Origin of the sequence: Enterobacter hormaechei subsp. xiangfangensis (genome assembly GCF_001729785.1) — a bacterium.
Classification (GTDB): domain Bacteria; phylum Pseudomonadota; class Gammaproteobacteria; order Enterobacterales; family Enterobacteriaceae; genus Enterobacter; species Enterobacter hormaechei_C.
Genome location: NZ_CP017183.1, coordinates 4,415,404 through 4,432,930, shown reverse-complemented (window position 1 = coordinate 4,432,930; position 17,527 = coordinate 4,415,404). Strand labels below are relative to the sequence as shown.

Sequence of the window (17,527 nt, the reverse complement as noted above, 5' to 3'; positions counted from 1 at the left end):
TATTAACCGGCCTCGCGCCAGGCGTTCTCAATCTCTTCGGCGAGAATTTTCACACCCGCTTCGATTTTTTCCGGGTCCGGGACGTAGTTCATACGCATGCACTGGTGCGTGTGCGGCCACGGCTTATCCAGCCCCGGGAAGAAGTAATCCCCTGGCACCATCAGTACGCCACGTTTTTTCAGACGCTGATAAAGCAGCTCTGTCGTAATGGGCAGATCCTTAAACCACAGCCACAGGAAAATTGCCCCTTCCGGTTTATGGATCAGGCAGCGTTCTTCCGGTAAGTAGCGGCGAAGGATGGCTATAGTTTCCTGAACGCGCTGAGAGTAAAACGGCTTAATCACCTCATTCGACAGGCGCAGCAGGTCGTTACGCCTGATCATCTCGCACATCATCGCCGGGCCGATGCCGCCAGGCGAAAGGCTGATAATGCCGTTCATGTTGGTAATGGCGGTGATGATTTTCTCGTTAGCAATGATAATGCCGCAACGGCTGCCCGGCAGGCCCAGCTTGGAGAGGCTCATGCAGAGGATGATATTCGGGTTCCATAGCGGACGCGCTTCGCTGAAGATGATCCCCGGGAACGGTACGCCATAGGCGTTATCGATCACCAGCGGGATGCCGTGCTGATTCGCCAGCGCATCCAGCTTCATCAGCTCGTCGTCGGTGATCACGTTCCCCGTCGGGTTGGTGGGACGAGATACGCAGATCATGCCCGTCTCTTCACCGATATGCAGATGTTCAAAATCGACGTGATATTTGAACTGGCCCTCTGGCAGCAACTCGATATTCGGACGTGCGGAAACAAACAGGTCTTCTTCGAGGCCGGCATCGGCATAGCCAATATACTCCGGTGCCAGCGGGAACAGCACTTTTTTCGTGGTGCCGTCGGCGCGGCGTCCGGCGAACAGATTGAATAAGTAGAAAAACGCGCTCTGACTGCCGTTTGTCAGTGCAATATTCTGTGGTTCGATATCCCAACCCAGCGCTTCCCGCAGCATTGCCGCCAGAAGCGTCAGTAGTTCTGTTTTACCCTGAGGGCCGTCGTAATTACATAGCGCATCGGTTGCTTTACCGTTTTCCAGCATCTCTGCCAGCAGCGTCTGGAAGTAGGTGTTCATCTCCGGAATTTGAGCCGGGTTTCCGCCGCCAAGCATGATAGCGCCTGGGGTGCGCAGCCCGTCGTTGAGGTCCTCCATCAGGCGGGTAATGCCTGAATGGCGGGTAAATTTGTCGCCGAAAAGTGAAAACGTCATAGCAGGTGATCTGTCGGGCTTAATATGAAAGGCAGTAACCATAACGCCAGCACCGTGTTGGTGCAAATCGGCGGATGTGGTCGGATTTGTTGTTTTATGTGGCGGGTTTGTATTTGTGTGGTGAATTGTTCTGGTGAATGCCCCTCACCCCAGGCCTCTCCCCTTTGGGGAGAGGGTTAGGGTGAGGGGGTCTATTGATTACCCGCCCACACCACCATCACCTTATCGCCCTTGTGCTCGCGCACAAAGCCGTAGCCTTCTTTCATCGACAGCGTTGTTTGCTTGCCTTCACCCACCGCCGGATGACGGGCGCGGAACTGCCCCAGAAGCTGCCAGTGGGCGACAGTTAACGCCTGTTTACCCGTGACGTCCTGCCAGTTCATATCCGAACGGGTTCCCTGTAGCGGATCGGAGCCCGTCGGGCCGAATGGACGCTCTGATTCATCGCCGTAATAGATCTGTACGCTTCCCGGCGCCAGCAACAGTAACTCAGCGGCGCGCTGGCCCCCTTCACGGAACAGACGCGTATCATGGGAGGAGAGATAGCTCAGCACATTAAAACTTTGCAGCTTTTCTGCCATTTGCTGCCAGGTCAAATCCATATCAGCCAGGCAGTCCACCGCTTTTGCCGCCTGCTCCTGATAGTCAAAATTGATCATCGCATCGAAGCCGTGGCGGTAATAATCGCTCTGCATCACGCCGTGGCCCCAGGATTCACCGGTCATCCAGAACGGCGCATCGTCGAGTTTTTTGTCCGGGTTGGCGGCTTTCCACGCGGCCAGCGCCTGGCTGGCCTGGTTTTTCAGTTGCTGCCAGGCTTCAGGCTCAACGTGCTTAGCGGTATCGACCCGGAAACCGTCGATGCCGTAGTCACGTACCCACTGGCTAAGCCAGTGGGTCAGGTAATCTCGCGGCGTGAAATTCGTCATCACTTTCGCGTTGGTATCGGGCTTGTGTTGATAAAAGTTCGGCAAACCTGACGGGATCTTAGATTCCGTTTTCAGATCAGGCAGGAAGGCCAGCGACATGGTCAGATCGTCAAAGCCCGGGTTGTCGTAATCACCGATATCGGTACGGATCCATTTTTTACCCCACCATTTTTCCCATGCGGCTTTGTCACTGAAGTTGATGTAATCGTTGAAGCTGTGCCAGCTTTGCCCCGCTCCTGGCTTCCAGTCAGTCCAGCGCTCGCCGAGGGTTTTTTTCAGCTCATCGCCCTGCAAATAGAGCGCGCCAAACTGATACTCCTGCATATCTGCAAGCGTCGCATAACCCGCGTGGTTCATGACAATGTCAAACAGGACGCGGATACCGCGCCTGTGCGCGTCGTCGACAAGCTGGCGTAAATCATCTTCGTTGCCCATGTTGGCGTCGAGCTTCGTCCAGTCCTGAGTGTAATAGCCGTGATAGGCGTAGTGGGGGAAATCCCCTTTGGTGCCGCCGCCAACCCAGCCGTGGATCTGCTCCAGCGGCGAGCTTATCCAGAGCGCATTCACGCCCAGCTGCTGAAGGTAATCCAGTTTGCTGGTAAGCCCTTTCAGATCGCCGCCGTGGAAAGTACCAATCTCCTGCATACCGTCTTTATGACGGCCATAGCTGTTGTCGTTGGTGGGGTCGCCATTCACGAAGCGATCGGTCAGCACGAAATAGACGGTGGCGTTTTGCCAGCTGAACGGCGCGGGTTTGTCCGTCTCGGCGCGCTCAAGCAGCAGCAGGCCATTGCTGTTGGCGGCTGGCTGAAGAGTCACTTTGCCATTTTGAACGGTCGCGGTCTGTTTAGTGTAAAAATCACGCACCACCGTGCCTTCCGGGAAGGTGTTAACGACGTCGATCGTCAGCGGTTTGCCGTCCCACTTCGGGCACTGGCGGGTGACGTTTGCGACAGGCTGTGGCGCCGCACTTTGCACCGTCAACATCAGCGTCGGCGTTCCCGAGCGCGTATCAATACGCATCTGATAAACGCCGTCACGGAATAACCGCCACTGCGGTGGGGTGCCTTCGCACGGTTTGAGCGACAGCATCTCGTTGAGCTTAATGGCACCTGTCGGCTGCCAGCACGCGTTGTCAAGACTCAACGTCAGCGGGCGGGTACCCTTCGCAAGCGTTGCCTGGCTGGTAAAGACGCCGGTACCTTCAGCGCTAAACGCGTTAAATCCCGGCGATGACCAGTCGGCATGCGCGAATGCGGGTAACATCAGAACAGCTAATGCAGTGCGTTTCATTCCATTTTCCTGTCGCGGCATTTTTGACCAGTGTGCCATTCGGCTCAGGGGAAAAACTCCTCCTCTACGGCTTTTTGCAAGGAGGACGCGAAGGGATGAGTGATCCCGCGCAAAATTAGGCAGTTATCTGCGATATCGCGCACATTTTTCCAGCGTTGATGCTTTAATGAGCATGTTCCGGATGACATAGTTTCGGAATTGGACTATTTATAGACGTGCTCTTGAAGACTATTTTTGGTACGATTTGAGATTCCGCTCTCAAATTTTTGAAGAAAATAAGGTGTTGGAATGTTTATATCCGACCAGGAGACCTAATGATATCGACTCCCATTCGACGATATGGGGCCGCGATACTCATGTTACTCACCATGGCATTTTCAGGTGAGGTGCTTGCAAAGACGCACACGGATACAACGAGTAAGAAAGCCCACGTAATAAAGACGACAAGCAGTAAGGTTAGCAGTAAACAAGAGTATTCTCGCAATAGTGCAAAGAGTAGTTCACTTCCTGATTTGCGAAAATACCCTTCCGGGACACCAAGGAAAAAAGCGTTTCTCCGGACGGTAATGCCTTACATTAAAAGCCAAAATGCCGCGATTACTGCGGATCGTAACTGGCTGATCTCCAAACAGTACGACAGCCGCTGGTCGCCGTCTGAGCGCACTCGCCTGAAAGATATCGCCAAACGCTATAAAGTGAAGTGGAGCGGGAACACGCGTCGCGTGCCTTGGAACTCACTGTTAGAACGTGTGGACATCATTCCAGGCAGTATGGTCGCGACAATGGCCGCCGCCGAAAGCGGTTGGGGCACCTCGAAGCTGGCGCGCAACAACAACAATCTGTTTGGCATGAAATGCGTAAAAGGTCGTTGTACTAACGCGCCCGGCAAGGTGAAGGGCTATTCACAGTTTGAATCGGTGAAAGATTCCGTGAATGCCTACGTGGTGAACCTGAACACCCACCCGGCCTATTCCTCGTTCCGTAAGTCACGCGCTCAGCTGCGTAAGGCGGATCAGGAAGTGACGGCCACGGCGATGATCCATAAGCTGAAAGGTTATTCCACTCAGGGACAGCGTTATAACAATTACCTGTTCTCCATGTACCAGGATAACCAGCGTCTGATTGCCGCACATATGTAATGAAAAACGCCTTCCACTGGAAGGCGTTCTTTTTTCTAGAGCAGGACTTCACTGTACCGTTCCCGGTACTCCTTCGGCGTGGTGTCATACTCTTTCCTGAACACCGAATAGAAATACTGAAGCGACGGATAGCCACACATCTGTGAAATCTCGTTGATCGACAGCGAGGTGGAGATCAGCAGACTGCGCGCTTTCTCCAGCTTTTCCGCATGGATCACGGCGTGGATCGTCTCACCCACTTCCTCTTTAAACCGCTTCTCCAGATTCGAACGTGATATGCCGACCGAATCGAGCACCTGATCGACCTTAATCCCTTTGCAGGCATGATTGCGAATGTAGTGCATCGCCTGAATCACGGCCGGATCGTTTAATGAGCGGTAGTCAGTTGAGCGACGTTCGACCACGCGAACGGGAGGAACCAGCAGACGCTGGAGCGGCAGGGATTCGTTGTCTAACAGTCTGTGCAGCAGCTTTGCGGCCTGATAGCCCATCTGACGGGTACCCTGAGCCACGGATGAGAGCGCCACGCGCGACAGATAGCGCGTAAGCTCTTCGTTATCAATACCAATCACGCACAGCTTTTCAGGCACCGGAATATGCAAATGTTCGCACACCTGTAATACGTGGCGGGCGCGGGCGTCCGTCACGGCGATAATCCCTGTCTGGGGCGGCAGCGTTTGCAGCCAGTCAGCCAGACGATTTTGTGCGTGCTGCCAGTTTTCTGGCGCGGTTTCCAGCCCCTGATAAACGACGCCGCGATACTTCTCCTGGGCAACCAGCTGGCAGAAGGCATACTCACGCTCCATCGCCCAGCGCTTTCCGCTCGTGGCGGGCAATCCGTAAAACGCAAAACGATGGACGCCTTTCTCCTTTAAATGGAGGAAGGCGGTCTCGACCAGAGCATGGTTATCCGTGGCGATGTAGTGAACGGGAGGATAATGTTCCGGTGTATGATAAGAGCCGCCAACGCCCACGATAGGCACGTCAACGCCACTCAGCAACTGTTCAATCACGGGGTCGTCAAAGTCAGCGATGACCCCGTCGCCCAGCCAGTCTTTGATGTTCTCCAGACGGGTACGGAAATCTTCTTCGATGAAAATATCCCATTCGGATTGCGACGCCTGCAAATATTCGCCAACCCCTTCAACCACCTGCCGGTCATAGGCTTTGTTGGCATTGAATAACAACGTAATGCGGTGACGCTTTTCAAACATGGCTTATTTCCCAAATTAGTCACGATACTGTTATCAGGCGCGCCGCTTGGTGGCAGAGTCCATCCAGACTGCCAGCAAAAGAATGGCACCCTTGACGATATACTGCCAAAACGTCGGCACGTCCATCATACTCATCCCGTTATCCAGCGAAGCCATAATAAATGCGCCCATCACCGCCCCCGCCACGCTGCCAATGCCCCCGGCGAGGCTGGTCCCGCCAATCACGCAGGCGGCGATGGCGTCCAGCTCGGCAATATTACCGGCAGAGGGGGAGCCCGCCCCCAAACGTGAGCTGAGGATCAGCCCCGCGATGGCCACCATCAGGCCGTTGATGGCAAAGACGGCGAGTTTGGTGCGTTCTACGTTAATGCCGGACAAACGCGCGGCTTCGAGATTGCCACCGATGGCATAAATACGGCGACCGAATGCGGTACGCGTGGCCATAAACATCCCACCTAACAGCAACAGCGCCAGCAGCAGAACGGGCGTTGGGACGCCGCGATAATCGTTTAACAGCCAGATGGCGCCCAGTACAATCACCGCAGTAAGCGCCTGACGGCCGACAACCGAGGTTGAAGCAGGCGAGGCCAGCCCCAGCGCCTGGCGACGCATGCGTCCTCGCCATTGCCACGCGACAAACGCCATCAGCCCAACCACGCCGATCGTAAAACCGACGCCATCAGAGAGGTAGCTTTGGCCAATCTGGGACATCGAGGCGCTGGTCGGGGAGACGGTAGTGCCGTTGGTGATCCCAATCAGAATGCCGCGGAAGGCCAGCATCCCCGCTAAGGTGACGATAAACGACGGGACCTTACGGTAGGCCACCCACCAGCCATTCCACGCCCCCAGCAGCAGACCCAGTACCAGCGTGACCGCAATCGTCAGCGGCAGCGGCCAGCCGAGCCAGACGTCAAAAATTGCCGCCACGCCGCCGAGCAGACCCATCATCGACCCTACTGACAGGTCAATTTCCGCTGAGATAATCACAAAGACCATCCCCACCGCCAGGATCCCGGTGATGGCGGTCTGACGCAGCAGGTTAGAAACGTTACGTGCGCTCAAATAGGAGCCATCGGTCATCCAGGTAAAGAACAACATGATCACGATAATGGCGGCAATCATTACAAAAACTTGCAGATTCAGCGATTTAAGTCCTGCGAACGCACCGGGCGTCGGAACAGCGACTTTGATATCAGACGGGTTGCTTTTCGACATGGCGTTCGCTCCTTAAGGCAGCTTCCATCACCTGCTCTTGCGTCAGGTTCTGGTTGTTCAGGTTGGCTTTGAGTTTCCCTTCATGCATGACCAGCACGCGGTCGCTCAGCCCCAGCACTTCAGGCAATTCGGACGAGATAACAATGACGGCAATCCCTTGCTGCACAAGCTGGTTGATCAGCTTGTAGATTTCATACTTCGCGCCGATATCGATCCCGCGCGTGGGTTCGTCCAGAATTAAAATGCGCGGATTAAGCAACAGGCAGCGCGCCAGAATCGCTTTCTGCTGGTTGCCGCCGCTCAGGCGACCTATCGCCAGTTCCGGCGAGGAGGTTTTCACCTTGAGCCTGGCAAGTGACTGAAGAATACACTGCTGTTCTGCGGCATCATCCAGGCTGCTCAGCGCGCCGGAAAACTGGCTGAGCGCCGCCAGCGTGATATTTTTTCCCACCGCCATGACCGGCACGATGCCGTCTTTTTTGCGGTCTTCGGGCACCATAGCAATGCCTTTGGCAATGGCCTGCTGGCAGTTGTCGATTTTTACCGGCTGACCGTCGATATAAATTTTGCCTTCCCAGCGCCCCGGCCAGACGCCAAACAGACACTGCACGGCCTCGGTTCTTCCGGCACCCACTAAACCCGCAATACCGAGAATTTCGCCGCGGTGCAGCGAGAAGGAGAGGTTATCCACGCGCTTGATGTGGCGGTTAACGGGATGCCACGCCGTCAGGTTTTCCACGCGCAGGAGTTCTTCGCCTATGGTGTGTGGTTCGTTGGGATACAGTGCGGTGAGTTCGCGACCCACCATCATGGTGATGATGTCATCTTCGCTCATGCCTTCTGCTTCACGCGTGCCAATGTGCTGCCCGTCGCGGATGACGCAGATGGTGTCGGAAATAGCTTTCACCTCATTGAGCTTGTGCGAAATATAGATGCAGGCGATACCGTGGTTTTGCAGGTCGCGGATGATATTGAGCAGAACGGCGGTTTCCTGTTCGGTGAGCGAGGCGGTTGGCTCGTCGAGGATCAGCAGGCGTACCTGCTTGTTCAGCGCCTTGGCGATCTCCACCAGTTGCTGCTGGCCCAAACCTAAGTCGCCCACGCGCGTATCCGGTGAGATAGCCAGGCTCACCTGGGCCAGCAGTTTTTCGCAGCGCAGCGTCATGGTGTCGTAATCCAGTACGCCGTGGCGTGAGAGTTCGGCGCCGAGAAAAATATTTTCCAGCACGGTAAGGTGCTTCACCAGCGCCAGCTCCTGGTGAATAATAGCGATGCCTTTACGTTCGGTATCGCGAATGTGCGTGGCCTGGAGCACCTCGCCGGCAAAGACGATTTCGCCCTCGTAGCTGCCGTGCGGATAGATCCCGCACAACACTTTCATCAGCGTGGATTTTCCCGAGCCATTTTCGCCGCACAGCGACATCACTTCGCCGGCATTCAGCCGCAGGCTTACGTTATCGACTGCTTTCACCGCCCCGAAGGCTTTGGTGATGCTTTTCATTTCAAGTAAATAAGACATAACTGCTCCGCATGGCCCGACAGATGTACAGGGCAGGTCGATGCGCCCCTGCCGGGCAGGGGCTGCGCTGGATTACAGTTCACTCTTCTTATGGAAACCGTCTTTCACCACGGTGGCGTCAATATTCTCTTTGTTGACTTCGATAGGGGTAAGCAGGCGAGCAGGTACGTCTTTCAGGCCGTTATTTAACGTCGCGTCTGCTTTAGGTTGCTGGCCATTGCCCAGCTCAACGGCAATTTCGGCGGCCGTATTGGCAAGCTCGGTAATGGGCTTATACACCGTCATGGTCTGGGTACCCGCGATGATGCGTTTTACACCCGCAAGGTCGGCGTCCTGTCCGGAAATAGCGACTTTCCCGGCCAGACCCTGCGCGCTCAGCGCCTGAATGGCGCCACCCGCAGTGGCATCGTTAGAGGCCACCACCGCATCGATTTTGTTGTTATTTGCAGTCAACGCGTTTTCCATAATTTTCAGCGCGTTTTCCGGTAACCAGCCGTCAGCCCACTGGTCGCCGACGACTTTAATTTTGCCCTCGTCGATATACGGCTTCAGCACTTTCATTTGTCCCTGGCGGAACAGTTTGGCGTTGTTATCCACGGGCGAGCCGCCCATCAGGAAATAATTCCCCTGAGGCACTTTTGCGACCAGGCTTTTAGCCTGTAATTCGCCCACCTTTTCATTGTCGAACGAAATATAATAATCAATGTCGGCATTATTAATCATGCGGTCATAAGCCAGGACTTTTATGCCTTCCTGTTTCGCTTCTTTCACCACGTTGCTTAATACCTGGCCGTTATACGGGATAATGACCAGCACATCGACGCCACGGTTGATCATATTCTCGATTTGCGACATTTGCGTCTCTTCGTTGCCGTTAGCGGACTGAACGAACACCTCCGCGCCGAGAGATTCCGCTTTTTTAACAAAGATATCGCGATCTTTTTGCCAGCGCTCCAGGCGTAAGTCATCAATCGCCATGCCGATTTTGACCTCTTTGGCGTGGCCGGCAAAGCTTGCAAGCAGGAGAGTAGTGCAGAGCGTTAGGGTCAGGTTCTTTATCTTCATAATTATTAGGCCTTTTTGTAGGGGTATGTGTAGCTGAGATAAAAGAAACATTCACTGCTGAGACGCAGCAAATTTTTAACGTGGAAAGGCCTGCTGGCAATTACAGATTTTTATCTTCTCATTACGATATTTGGTTTATTTCTGAATTTATGACCGCGATCGGATTTTAAAAAGCGTAACCTATTAATTACATTTGATTCTGGAATGTGCGCCGAAAAATAGTTTGTCTGCACATTATTTTGCGAGCCAGCGCACAATTGCGCATTCTCTCAATAGCAGTGTGAAATAACGTAATTGAGCAACCTCCAATGTCTATTCACTATTACTCCAGAAGCAAGACCACGCCGCATACCCTGATTATGGAGCTCAATATGCAAGCTTATTTCGACCAACTCGATCGCGTTCGTTTCGAAGGCACGAAAACGACCAATCCTTTAGCATTTCGTCACTACAACCCGGATGAGCTGGTGCTGGGTAAGCGCATGGAAGATCACTTGCGCTTTGCCGCCTGCTACTGGCACACCTTCTGCTGGAACGGTGCCGATATGTTCGGCGTGGGCTCTTTTGACCGTCCATGGCAACAGCCGGGCGAGGCCATTGAGCTGGCGAAGCGTAAAGCCGACGTCGCGTTCGAGTTCTTCCATAAGCTGAACGTGCCGTACTACTGTTTCCACGATGTGGACGTGTCGCCGGAAGGGGCATCGCTGAAAGAGTATCTGAACAACTTCGCGCAGATGGTCGACGTACTGGCTGAAAAACAGCAGCAAAGTGGCGTCAAGCTGCTCTGGGGTACGGCTAACTGCTTTACCAACCCTCGCTATGGCGCGGGCGCGGCAACCAACCCGGATCCGGAAGTCTTCAGCTGGGCGGCAACCCAGGTCGTGACTGCGATGAACGCCACGCATCAGCTGGGCGGTGAGAACTATGTACTCTGGGGCGGTCGTGAAGGATATGAAACGCTGCTGAATACCGACCTGCGTCAGGAGCGTGAGCAGATTGGTCGCTTTATGCAGATGGTGGTGGACCACAAACACAAAATCGGTTTCCGCGGCACGCTGCTGATTGAGCCAAAACCACAGGAGCCAACCAAGCATCAGTATGATTATGATGTCGCCACCGTTTATGGCTTCCTGAAGCAGTTTGGTCTGGAAAAAGAGATCAAAGTGAATATTGAGGCTAACCACGCTACCCTGGCGGGCCACTCGTTCCATCACGAAATTGCCTCTGCGATTGCGCTGGGCATCTTCGGCTCTGTCGATGCTAACCGTGGCGATCCACAGCTGGGCTGGGATACCGACCAGTTCCCGAACAGCGTGGAAGAGAATGCGCTGGTGATGTACGAGATCATCAAAGCGGGCGGTTTCACCACCGGCGGCCTGAACTTCGACGCCAAAGTGCGTCGCCAGAGCACCGACAAATACGATCTGTTCTACGGGCATATTGGCGCGATGGACACCATGGCGCTGGCGCTGAAAGTGGCAGCCCGTATGATTGAAGACGGTGAGCTGGATAAGCGCGTGGCGAAGCGCTACAGCGGCTGGAACAGTGAGCTGGGCCAGCAAATTTTGAAAGGTCAGTTATCGCTTGCGGAGATCGCGAAGTACGCTGAACAGCATCAGCTTGCGCCGCAGCATCAGAGCGGCCATCAGGAGCTGCTGGAAAACCTGGTCAATCACTACCTGTTCGATAAATAACAGCATTCATGCCCGGTAAGCGCTGCGCCACCGGGCATTTCTGTCAAAGGAGTCACCACATGTATATCGGGATCGATCTTGGCACGTCGGGGGTGAAAGCCATCCTGTTAAGCGAGCAGGGCGATGTGTTAGCCACGCAGACTGAAAAGTTGCAGGTTTCACGCCCGCATCCGCTTTGGTCGGAACAAGATCCGGAGCAGTGGTGGCAGGCGACGGACCGCGCGATGACAGCCTTAGGCGAGCAGCACAGCCTGCGCGACGTTAAAGCGCTGGGCATCGCCGGACAAATGCATGGCGCAACGTTGCTGGATAGCCAGCATCGCGTTCTGCGCCCGGCTATTCTCTGGAACGATGGCCGCTGTGCGGAAGAGTGCGCGATCCTTGAGGAACGTGTGCCTGCGTCCCGCGAGATTACGGGCAACCTGATGATGCCCGGTTTTACCGCGCCAAAACTCCTGTGGGTGCAGCGCCATGAGCCTGATATTTTTCGCCAGGTGGCGAAGGTTCTGTTGCCGAAAGACTACCTGCGTTTTCGCATGACGGGGGATTTTGCCAGCGACATGTCTGACGCCGCGGGCACGATGTGGCTCGACGTGGCGAAACGGGACTGGAGCGAGGCGATGCTGGATGCCTGCCAGCTGACGCGCGATCATATGCCTGCGCTGTTTGAAGGCAGCGAAATCACGGGCGCTTTGCAGCCTTCTGTTGCTGAACGCTGGAATATACCAGCCGTACCTGTCGTCGCCGGCGGCGGCGATAATGCGGCGGGGGCGGTCGGCGTGGGGATGGTCGAGGCAGGACAGGCCATGCTCTCGCTCGGCACTTCCGGCGTCTATTTTGCCGTCAGTGACGGGTATCGTAGCAATCCTGGAAGCGCCGTACACAGCTTCTGCCACGCGTTGCCGGGTAAATGGCATTTAATGTCGGTGATGCTGAGCGCGGCTTCCTGCCTCGACTGGGCGGCAAAACTAACCGGAATGGCGGACGTCCCGGCGCTTATCGCAGCGGCACAGCAGGCGGATGATAATGCCGGTGCGGTCTGGTTTTTACCGTACCTTTCCGGCGAGCGGACGCCTCATAACAACCCGGAAGCGAAAGGGGTGTTCTTCGGTCTTACCCATCAGCATGGCCCGGCAGAGCTGGCGCGCGCGGTGCTTGAAGGCGTTGGCTATGCTCTGGCGGACGGAATGGATGTCGTGCATGACTGTGGACTTACGCCATCCAGCATTACGTTAATTGGCGGCGGTGCGCGAAGCAGCTACTGGCGGCAAATGCTTTCCGATATCAGCGGGTTGCAGCTGGACTATCGTACGGGAGGCGATGTCGGCCCGGCGCTCGGTGCGGCACGGCTGGCGCAAATTGCGCTGAACCCGGATAAACCACTGCACCAGCTTTTGCCCCAGCTGCCGCTTGAACAGCAGCATCGTCCTGATGCGAAAAATCATGCTCGCTATGCTGAAAGACGAGACGTGTTCCGCAAAATTTATCGGCAGCTTTTGCCGCTAATGTCATAAACAGGAGCCGGGTGGCGCTAACGCTTACCCGGCCTGCCAGCCTTCAACCGGGTTAGCTCACAAACCGGCGCGTATCGATTCTTTGCAGCAACATTGACAGCAGCAGGCTGACAACCAGCGTAACGGTAAATATCCAGACAATATCCAGCACCGGCCAGCTTTTAAGCTCAACGCCTCGGGTGCGCAGGGCGTGGATCACCAGCGCGTGAAAACCGTAAATGCCCAGCGAGTGGCGAGAGATAAACCCCAGCACAGGAAGCGGGCGGGCATTCAGGGTGTTTTTAACCAGCGTCAGCAGAGAGATTGCGCAGATAAAGACCATCGGGCCGCAGTACAGATACCAGGTATCGGCAAAGTTGCCGCGCCATTGCAGCTCATGCAGCGTCCCGCGAGAGATAATAAACACACCGACGAGAAACGCGGCCGCGCATAGCCAGTTTATTCCTCGCTTTTGCGTCTCCATCATGCCAATGCCGCGCCCCAGCATGCCGTACAGCACGTAATAAAACGTATCCCCGGTGATATAGAGGTTAACGGGCAGCCATTCAAAGCCATCAATTTTCTGTGAGACGGTATTCGGGTTGGCCACGATCCCGATGACCACCATCAGCGCCAGCAGCATTTTACCGTTGACGTTTTTTACCTGAATTAACGGTGAAACAAGATAAATAACGATTATCGCGAAGAAAAACCATAGATGATAGAACACTGGTTTTTGCAACAAGTTGAGCAGGGAACGTTCAGCGTTAATTGAAGTGAACAGGACGATATAGAGCAGCGAAATCGCGCTGTAAAACAGCAGACAGGAGACAATACGGATGAAATGTCTCGGCTGTGCGCTACGCTCGCCAAAAAAGAGAAAACCGGAAATCATAAAGAACAGCGGGACGCTCACGCGGGAGGCCGAGTTCAGAACATTGGCGACATCCCAGTTAACAGGGCTGATACTGTGCGCGTTCGTGACATACCAGGTCGTTGTGTGGATCATCACCACCATCAGACAGGCTATTCCCCGCAGGTTATCAATCCAGTTAATTTTTGACTGCATCAGTTCCTCTGTATTCCTGATAAAGAAAGTGTGACTGCGATTGCGTAAAACTTTTCCCTTGGAAAATTCTGAGTTTAGCCAGGCTAACTTGTAGGGAGCTGGCGAGATTCGCAGAATGACGGACTTTAATCTATAAACGTGTTGCTACTAAAAATAACAGCCACTGACCAGGGCGGTAATAAAAATGATGATGAAGCGTGGGGTGTCACTCTTTCTGCTGCTCTTATTAACAGGATGCAGTGCTTCTGAGGAGATACCTGTCCAAAAAGCGCAGCAGGGGAAAATGAGCCCGGAGCGTTCCCTGAATATGGAACAGCTGTGCAGGGATCAGGCGGCTCATCGCTATAATTCTGAAGCACAGAAAATTCATATAAACGGCTTCGAGCGCTTTCAGGGCAGCTATGAACTGAAAGGCTATACGGCGCGTAAAGAGGGCTTTGTCTGCTCTTTTGATGCAGACGGCCAGTTTTTACATCTCTCAATGCGCTAAATTGCTCGGATAAGCAGCAACCAGAGCCTTCGCAGGTTCTGGCTGTAGGGCTTATTCCCCAATTTTCCCTAAACAACCCCGTTTCGTACTGTATATCTTGCAGCCAGCGGGTATACTGATCCCTTCCATTTAAAACCACACGTATCCAGCACGAAATACTATGCAAAAGTTTGATACCAAGACCTTCCAGGGCCTGATCCTGACCTTACAGGATTACTGGGCTCGTCAGGGCTGCACCATTGTTCAACCTTTGGACATGGAAGTTGGCGCAGGCACCTCACACCCGATGACCAGCCTGCGCGCGTTAGGGCCAGAGCCAATGGCGACCGCCTATGTGCAGCCATCCCGTCGTCCGACCGATGGCCGTTATGGCGAAAACCCGAACCGTTTGCAGCACTACTATCAGTTCCAGGTGGTGATTAAGCCATCACCCGACAACATTCAGGAACTGTACCTCGGGTCACTGAAAGAGCTGGGTATGGATCCAACCATTCACGACATTCGTTTCGTGGAAGATAACTGGGAAAACCCAACGCTGGGTGCCTGGGGTCTGGGTTGGGAAGTGTGGCTGAACGGCATGGAAGTGACCCAGTTCACTTACTTCCAGCAGGTTGGTGGTCTGGAATGTAAACCGATTACCGGCGAAATCACCTATGGTCTGGAACGTCTGGCCATGTACATTCAGGGCGTAGACAGCGTTTACGACCTGGTCTGGAGCGACGGCCCGCTGGGTAAAACCACCTACGGCGACGTGTTCCATCAGAACGAAGTGGAGCAATCCACCTATAACTTCGAATACGCGGACGTGGACTTCCTGTTCACCTGCTTCGAGCAGTACGAGAAAGAAGCCCAGCAGCTGCTGGCGCTGGAGACTCCGCTGCCGCTGCCTGCCTACGAGCGTATTCTGAAGGCTGCCCACAGCTTCAACCTGCTGGATGCCCGCAAAGCGATCTCCGTGACTGAACGTCAGCGCTACATTCTGCGTATTCGTACCCTGACCAAAGCCGTTGCAGAAGCTTACTACGCGTCCCGTGAAGCCCTTGGCTTCCCGATGTGCAACCGAAACAAATAAGAGGCGGCCATGTCTGAGAAAACTTTCCTGGTGGAAATCGGCACTGAAGAGCTGCCACCAAAAGCCCTGCGCAGCCTGGCTGAATCTTTTGCTGCGAACGTCACTGCTGAGCTGGATAACGCTGGCCTGGCGCACGGTAAAATTGAGTGGTTTGCTGCGCCGCGTCGTCTGGCGCTGAAAGTGGCAAACCTGGCGGCGTCCCAGCCGGATCGCGAAGTTGAAAAACGTGGCCCGGCCATTGCTCAGGCGTTCGACGCGGAAGGCAAGCCGAGCAAAGCGGCAGAAGGCTGGGCGCGCGGCTGCGGCATCACCGTTGATCAGGCCGAGCGTCTGACCACCGACAAAGGTGAATGGCTGCTGTATCGTGCCCATGTGAAAGGCGAAAGCGCCGAAGCGCTGCTGCCTGACATGATCGCGACCTCGCTGGCAAAATTGCCAATCCCTAAGCTGATGCGCTGGGGCGCGTCCGACGTTCACTTTGTGCGTCCGGTTCACACCGTGACCCTGCTGCTGGGCGATACCGTTATCCCGGCGACCATTCTGGGCGTGGCGTCCGATCGCGTGATCCGCGGCCATCGCTTTATGGGCGAGCCGGAGTTCACCATCGACAATGCCGACCAGTATCCGCAGATCCTGCTGGAACGCGGTAAAGTGATTGCCGACTACGAACAGCGTAAAGCCAAAATTAAAGCGGACGCAGAAGAAGCGGCGCGCAAGATTGGCGGAAACGCTGACCTGAGCGACAGCCTGCTGGAAGAGGTGACCTCGCTGGTCGAATGGCCGGTTGTACTGACCGCGAAATTCGAAGAGAAATTCCTGGCCGTTCCGGCAGAAGCGCTGGTTTACACCATGAAGGGTGACCAGAAGTACTTCCCGGTTTACGCCAACGACGGCAAGCTGCTGCCAAACTTCATCTTCGTGGCGAACATCGAATCGAAAGATCCGAGCCAGATTATCTCCGGTAACGAGAAAGTGGTGCGTCCGCGTCTGGCGGATGCCGAGTTCTTCTTCAACACAGACCGTAAAAAACGTCTGGAAGATAACCTGCCGCGTCTGCAAACTGTACTGTTCCAGCAGCAACTGGGTACGCTGCGCGACAAAACCGACCGTATCGCGGAGCTGTCCGGCTGGATTGCCCGTGAAATTGGCGCCGACGTTAACCACGCTACCCGTGCGGGCCTGCTCTCCAAGTGCGACCTGATGACCAACATGGTGTTCGAATTTACCGACACCCAGGGCGTGATGGGTATGCACTACGCGCGTCACGATGGCGAAGCGGAAGACGTGGCGGTAGCCCTGAACGAGCAGTATCAGCCGCGCTTTGCCGGTGACGATCTGCCGTCCAATCCGGTTGCCTGCGCCGTGGCGATTGCCGATAAGATGGACACCCTGGCGGGTATCTTCGGTATCGGCCAGCATCCAAAAGGCGACAAAGACCCGTTCGCGCTGCGTCGTGCTGCGCTGGGCGTGCTGCGAATCATCGTTGAGAAGAACCTGAACCTCGATCTGCAAACGCTAACCGAAGAAGCGGTACGTCTGTACGGCGATAAGCTGACCAACGCGAAGGTTGTGGATGATGTTATCGACTTTATGCTCGGTCGTTTCCGCGCGTGGTATCAGGACGAAGGTTACTCCGTTGATACCATTCAGGCGGTGCTGGCGCGTCGTCCGACCCGTCCGGCAGATTTCGATGCGCGTATGAAAGCGGTATCCCACTTCCGTACGCTGGAAGCGGCGTCTGCGCTGGCCGCGGCTAACAAGCGCGTATCCAACATCCTCGCGAAATCCGACGAGACGCTGAACGATCGCGTAAACGCTGCAACCCTGAAAGAGCCGGAAGAGATTTCTCTGGCGATGCAGGTTGTGGTGCTGCGCGACAAGCTGGAGCCGTATTTCGCGGAAGGTCGCTACCAGGAAGCGCTGGTGGAGCTGGCGGAGCTGCGTGACGTCATCGACGCCTTCTTCGAGAAGGTGATGGTGAACGTGGAAGATAAAGAGCTGCGGATTAACCGTCTCTCGATGCTTGAGAAACTGCGTGAGCTGTTCCTGCGCGTGGCGGATATTTCGCTGCTGCAATAA

General features: G+C 55.0%; 13 protein-coding genes. 6 read left to right on the top strand and 7 right to left on the bottom strand.

The window, feature by feature from the left end; translation table 11 throughout:
* Window positions 1–2: 2 nt before the first annotated feature.
* Together avtA and BFV63_RS21205 are read right to left on the bottom strand one after the other, a co-directional pair.
* Window positions 3–1,256, bottom strand: coding sequence for a valine--pyruvate transaminase (gene avtA / locus BFV63_RS21210; RefSeq protein WP_015572749.1), 1,254 nt, complete (start codon window positions 1,254–1,256; stop codon window positions 3–5).
* Window positions 1,257–1,447: 191 nt separating this feature from the next.
* Window positions 1,448–3,478 carry an alpha-amylase gene (locus BFV63_RS21205; protein ID WP_048241664.1) on the bottom strand — a complete coding sequence of 677 codons (2,031 nt, stop codon included), beginning with the start codon at window positions 3,476–3,478 and terminating at the stop codon, window positions 1,448–1,450.
* A 314-nt stretch (window positions 3,479–3,792) separates the two neighbouring features.
* Between BFV63_RS21205 and BFV63_RS21200 the strand changes: the two genes are divergently transcribed.
* On the top strand, window positions 3,793–4,617 hold the full coding sequence (locus tag BFV63_RS21200; protein ID WP_022652025.1) for a protein bax: 825 nt from the start codon (window positions 3,793–3,795) through the stop codon (window positions 4,615–4,617).
* A 35-nt stretch (window positions 4,618–4,652) separates the two neighbouring features.
* On the opposite strand, the gene xylR is transcribed toward BFV63_RS21200, so the two are convergent.
* The 4 genes from xylR to xylF form a co-directional block, all read right to left on the bottom strand.
* Complete coding sequence (xylR, locus tag BFV63_RS21195; protein WP_003860152.1) at window positions 4,653–5,831, bottom strand: D-xylose utilization transcriptional activator XylR; 1,179 nt, start codon at window positions 5,829–5,831, stop codon at window positions 4,653–4,655.
* A 33-nt stretch (window positions 5,832–5,864) separates the two neighbouring features.
* Complete coding sequence (gene xylH / locus BFV63_RS21190) at window positions 5,865–7,046, bottom strand: xylose ABC transporter permease XylH (protein ID WP_003860151.1); 1,182 nt, start codon at window positions 7,044–7,046, stop codon at window positions 5,865–5,867.
* Window positions 7,024–8,565: a xylose ABC transporter ATP-binding protein gene (locus BFV63_RS21185; RefSeq protein ID WP_048241668.1), complete on the bottom strand. Its 1,542-nt coding sequence runs from the start codon at window positions 8,563–8,565 to the stop codon at window positions 7,024–7,026. The genes xylH and BFV63_RS21185 overlap by 23 nt, the downstream gene beginning before the upstream one ends.
* 72 nt (window positions 8,566–8,637) lie before the next feature.
* Window positions 8,638–9,630, bottom strand: a complete 993-nt coding sequence (xylF, locus tag BFV63_RS21180) for a D-xylose ABC transporter substrate-binding protein (RefSeq protein WP_006808602.1) — start codon at window positions 9,628–9,630, stop codon at window positions 8,638–8,640.
* A gap of 371 nt (window positions 9,631–10,001) precedes the next feature.
* Here xylF and xylA point away from each other — a divergent pair, with 371 nt between their 5' ends.
* Both xylA and xylB read left to right on the top strand, forming a co-directional pair.
* The gene (gene xylA / locus BFV63_RS21175) at window positions 10,002–11,324 is read left to right on the top strand and encodes a xylose isomerase (protein ID WP_026080557.1); all 1,323 of its coding nucleotides are present in this window, start codon (window positions 10,002–10,004) and stop codon (window positions 11,322–11,324) included.
* Window positions 11,325–11,383: 59 nt separating this feature from the next.
* On the top strand, window positions 11,384–12,838 hold the full coding sequence (gene xylB, locus BFV63_RS21170) for a xylulokinase (protein WP_048241670.1): 1,455 nt from the start codon (window positions 11,384–11,386) through the stop codon (window positions 12,836–12,838).
* A gap of 52 nt (window positions 12,839–12,890) precedes the next feature.
* Here the strand turns inward: xylB and BFV63_RS21165 are convergent, their stop codons facing one another.
* A complete protein-coding gene (locus BFV63_RS21165) occupies window positions 12,891–13,886 on the bottom strand; it encodes an acyltransferase (protein WP_045346826.1) in 996 nt (331 codons plus the stop codon).
* Between the two features lie 184 nt (window positions 13,887–14,070).
* Between BFV63_RS21165 and BFV63_RS21160 the strand changes: the two genes are divergently transcribed.
* From BFV63_RS21160 to glyS, 3 genes are all read left to right on the top strand, one after another.
* Window positions 14,071–14,376, top strand: coding sequence for a YsaB family lipoprotein (locus BFV63_RS21160; protein ID WP_017693801.1), 306 nt, complete (start codon window positions 14,071–14,073; stop codon window positions 14,374–14,376).
* Between the two features lie 160 nt (window positions 14,377–14,536).
* Entirely contained in the window at window positions 14,537–15,448 is a 912-nt protein-coding gene (glyQ, locus tag BFV63_RS21155) for a glycine--tRNA ligase subunit alpha (protein WP_003860141.1), read from the top strand.
* Window positions 15,449–15,457: 9 nt separating this feature from the next.
* Window positions 15,458–17,527, top strand: a complete 2,070-nt coding sequence (gene glyS, locus BFV63_RS21150; protein WP_022652021.1) for a glycine--tRNA ligase subunit beta — start codon at window positions 15,458–15,460, stop codon at window positions 17,525–17,527.

What these genes read in the sequence shown, in the direction of transcription:
- avtA (WP_015572749.1), bottom strand. Translation starts at nt 1,256, where the DNA reads ATGACGTTTTCACTTTTCGGCGACAAATTTACCCGCCATTCAGGCATT.
- BFV63_RS21205 (WP_048241664.1), bottom strand. Translation starts at nt 3,478, where the DNA reads ATGAAACGCACTGCATTAGCTGTTCTGATGTTACCCGCATTCGCGCAT.
- BFV63_RS21200 (WP_022652025.1), top strand. Translation starts at nt 3,793, where the DNA reads ATGATATCGACTCCCATTCGACGATATGGGGCCGCGATACTCATGTTA.
- xylR (WP_003860152.1), bottom strand. Translation starts at nt 5,831, where the DNA reads ATGTTTGAAAAGCGTCACCGCATTACGTTGTTATTCAATGCCAACAAA.
- xylH (WP_003860151.1), bottom strand. Translation starts at nt 7,046, where the DNA reads ATGTCGAAAAGCAACCCGTCTGATATCAAAGTCGCTGTTCCGACGCCC.
- BFV63_RS21185 (WP_048241668.1), bottom strand. Translation starts at nt 8,565, where the DNA reads ATGTCTTATTTACTTGAAATGAAAAGCATCACCAAAGCCTTCGGGGCG.
- xylF (WP_006808602.1), bottom strand. Translation starts at nt 9,630, where the DNA reads ATGAAGATAAAGAACCTGACCCTAACGCTCTGCACTACTCTCCTGCTT.
- xylA (WP_026080557.1), top strand. Translation starts at nt 10,002, where the DNA reads ATGCAAGCTTATTTCGACCAACTCGATCGCGTTCGTTTCGAAGGCACG.
- xylB (WP_048241670.1), top strand. Translation starts at nt 11,384, where the DNA reads ATGTATATCGGGATCGATCTTGGCACGTCGGGGGTGAAAGCCATCCTG.
- BFV63_RS21165 (WP_045346826.1), bottom strand. Translation starts at nt 13,886, where the DNA reads ATGCAGTCAAAAATTAACTGGATTGATAACCTGCGGGGAATAGCCTGT.
- BFV63_RS21160 (WP_017693801.1), top strand. Translation starts at nt 14,071, where the DNA reads ATGATGATGAAGCGTGGGGTGTCACTCTTTCTGCTGCTCTTATTAACA.
- glyQ (WP_003860141.1), top strand. Translation starts at nt 14,537, where the DNA reads ATGCAAAAGTTTGATACCAAGACCTTCCAGGGCCTGATCCTGACCTTA.
- glyS (WP_022652021.1), top strand. Translation starts at nt 15,458, where the DNA reads ATGTCTGAGAAAACTTTCCTGGTGGAAATCGGCACTGAAGAGCTGCCA.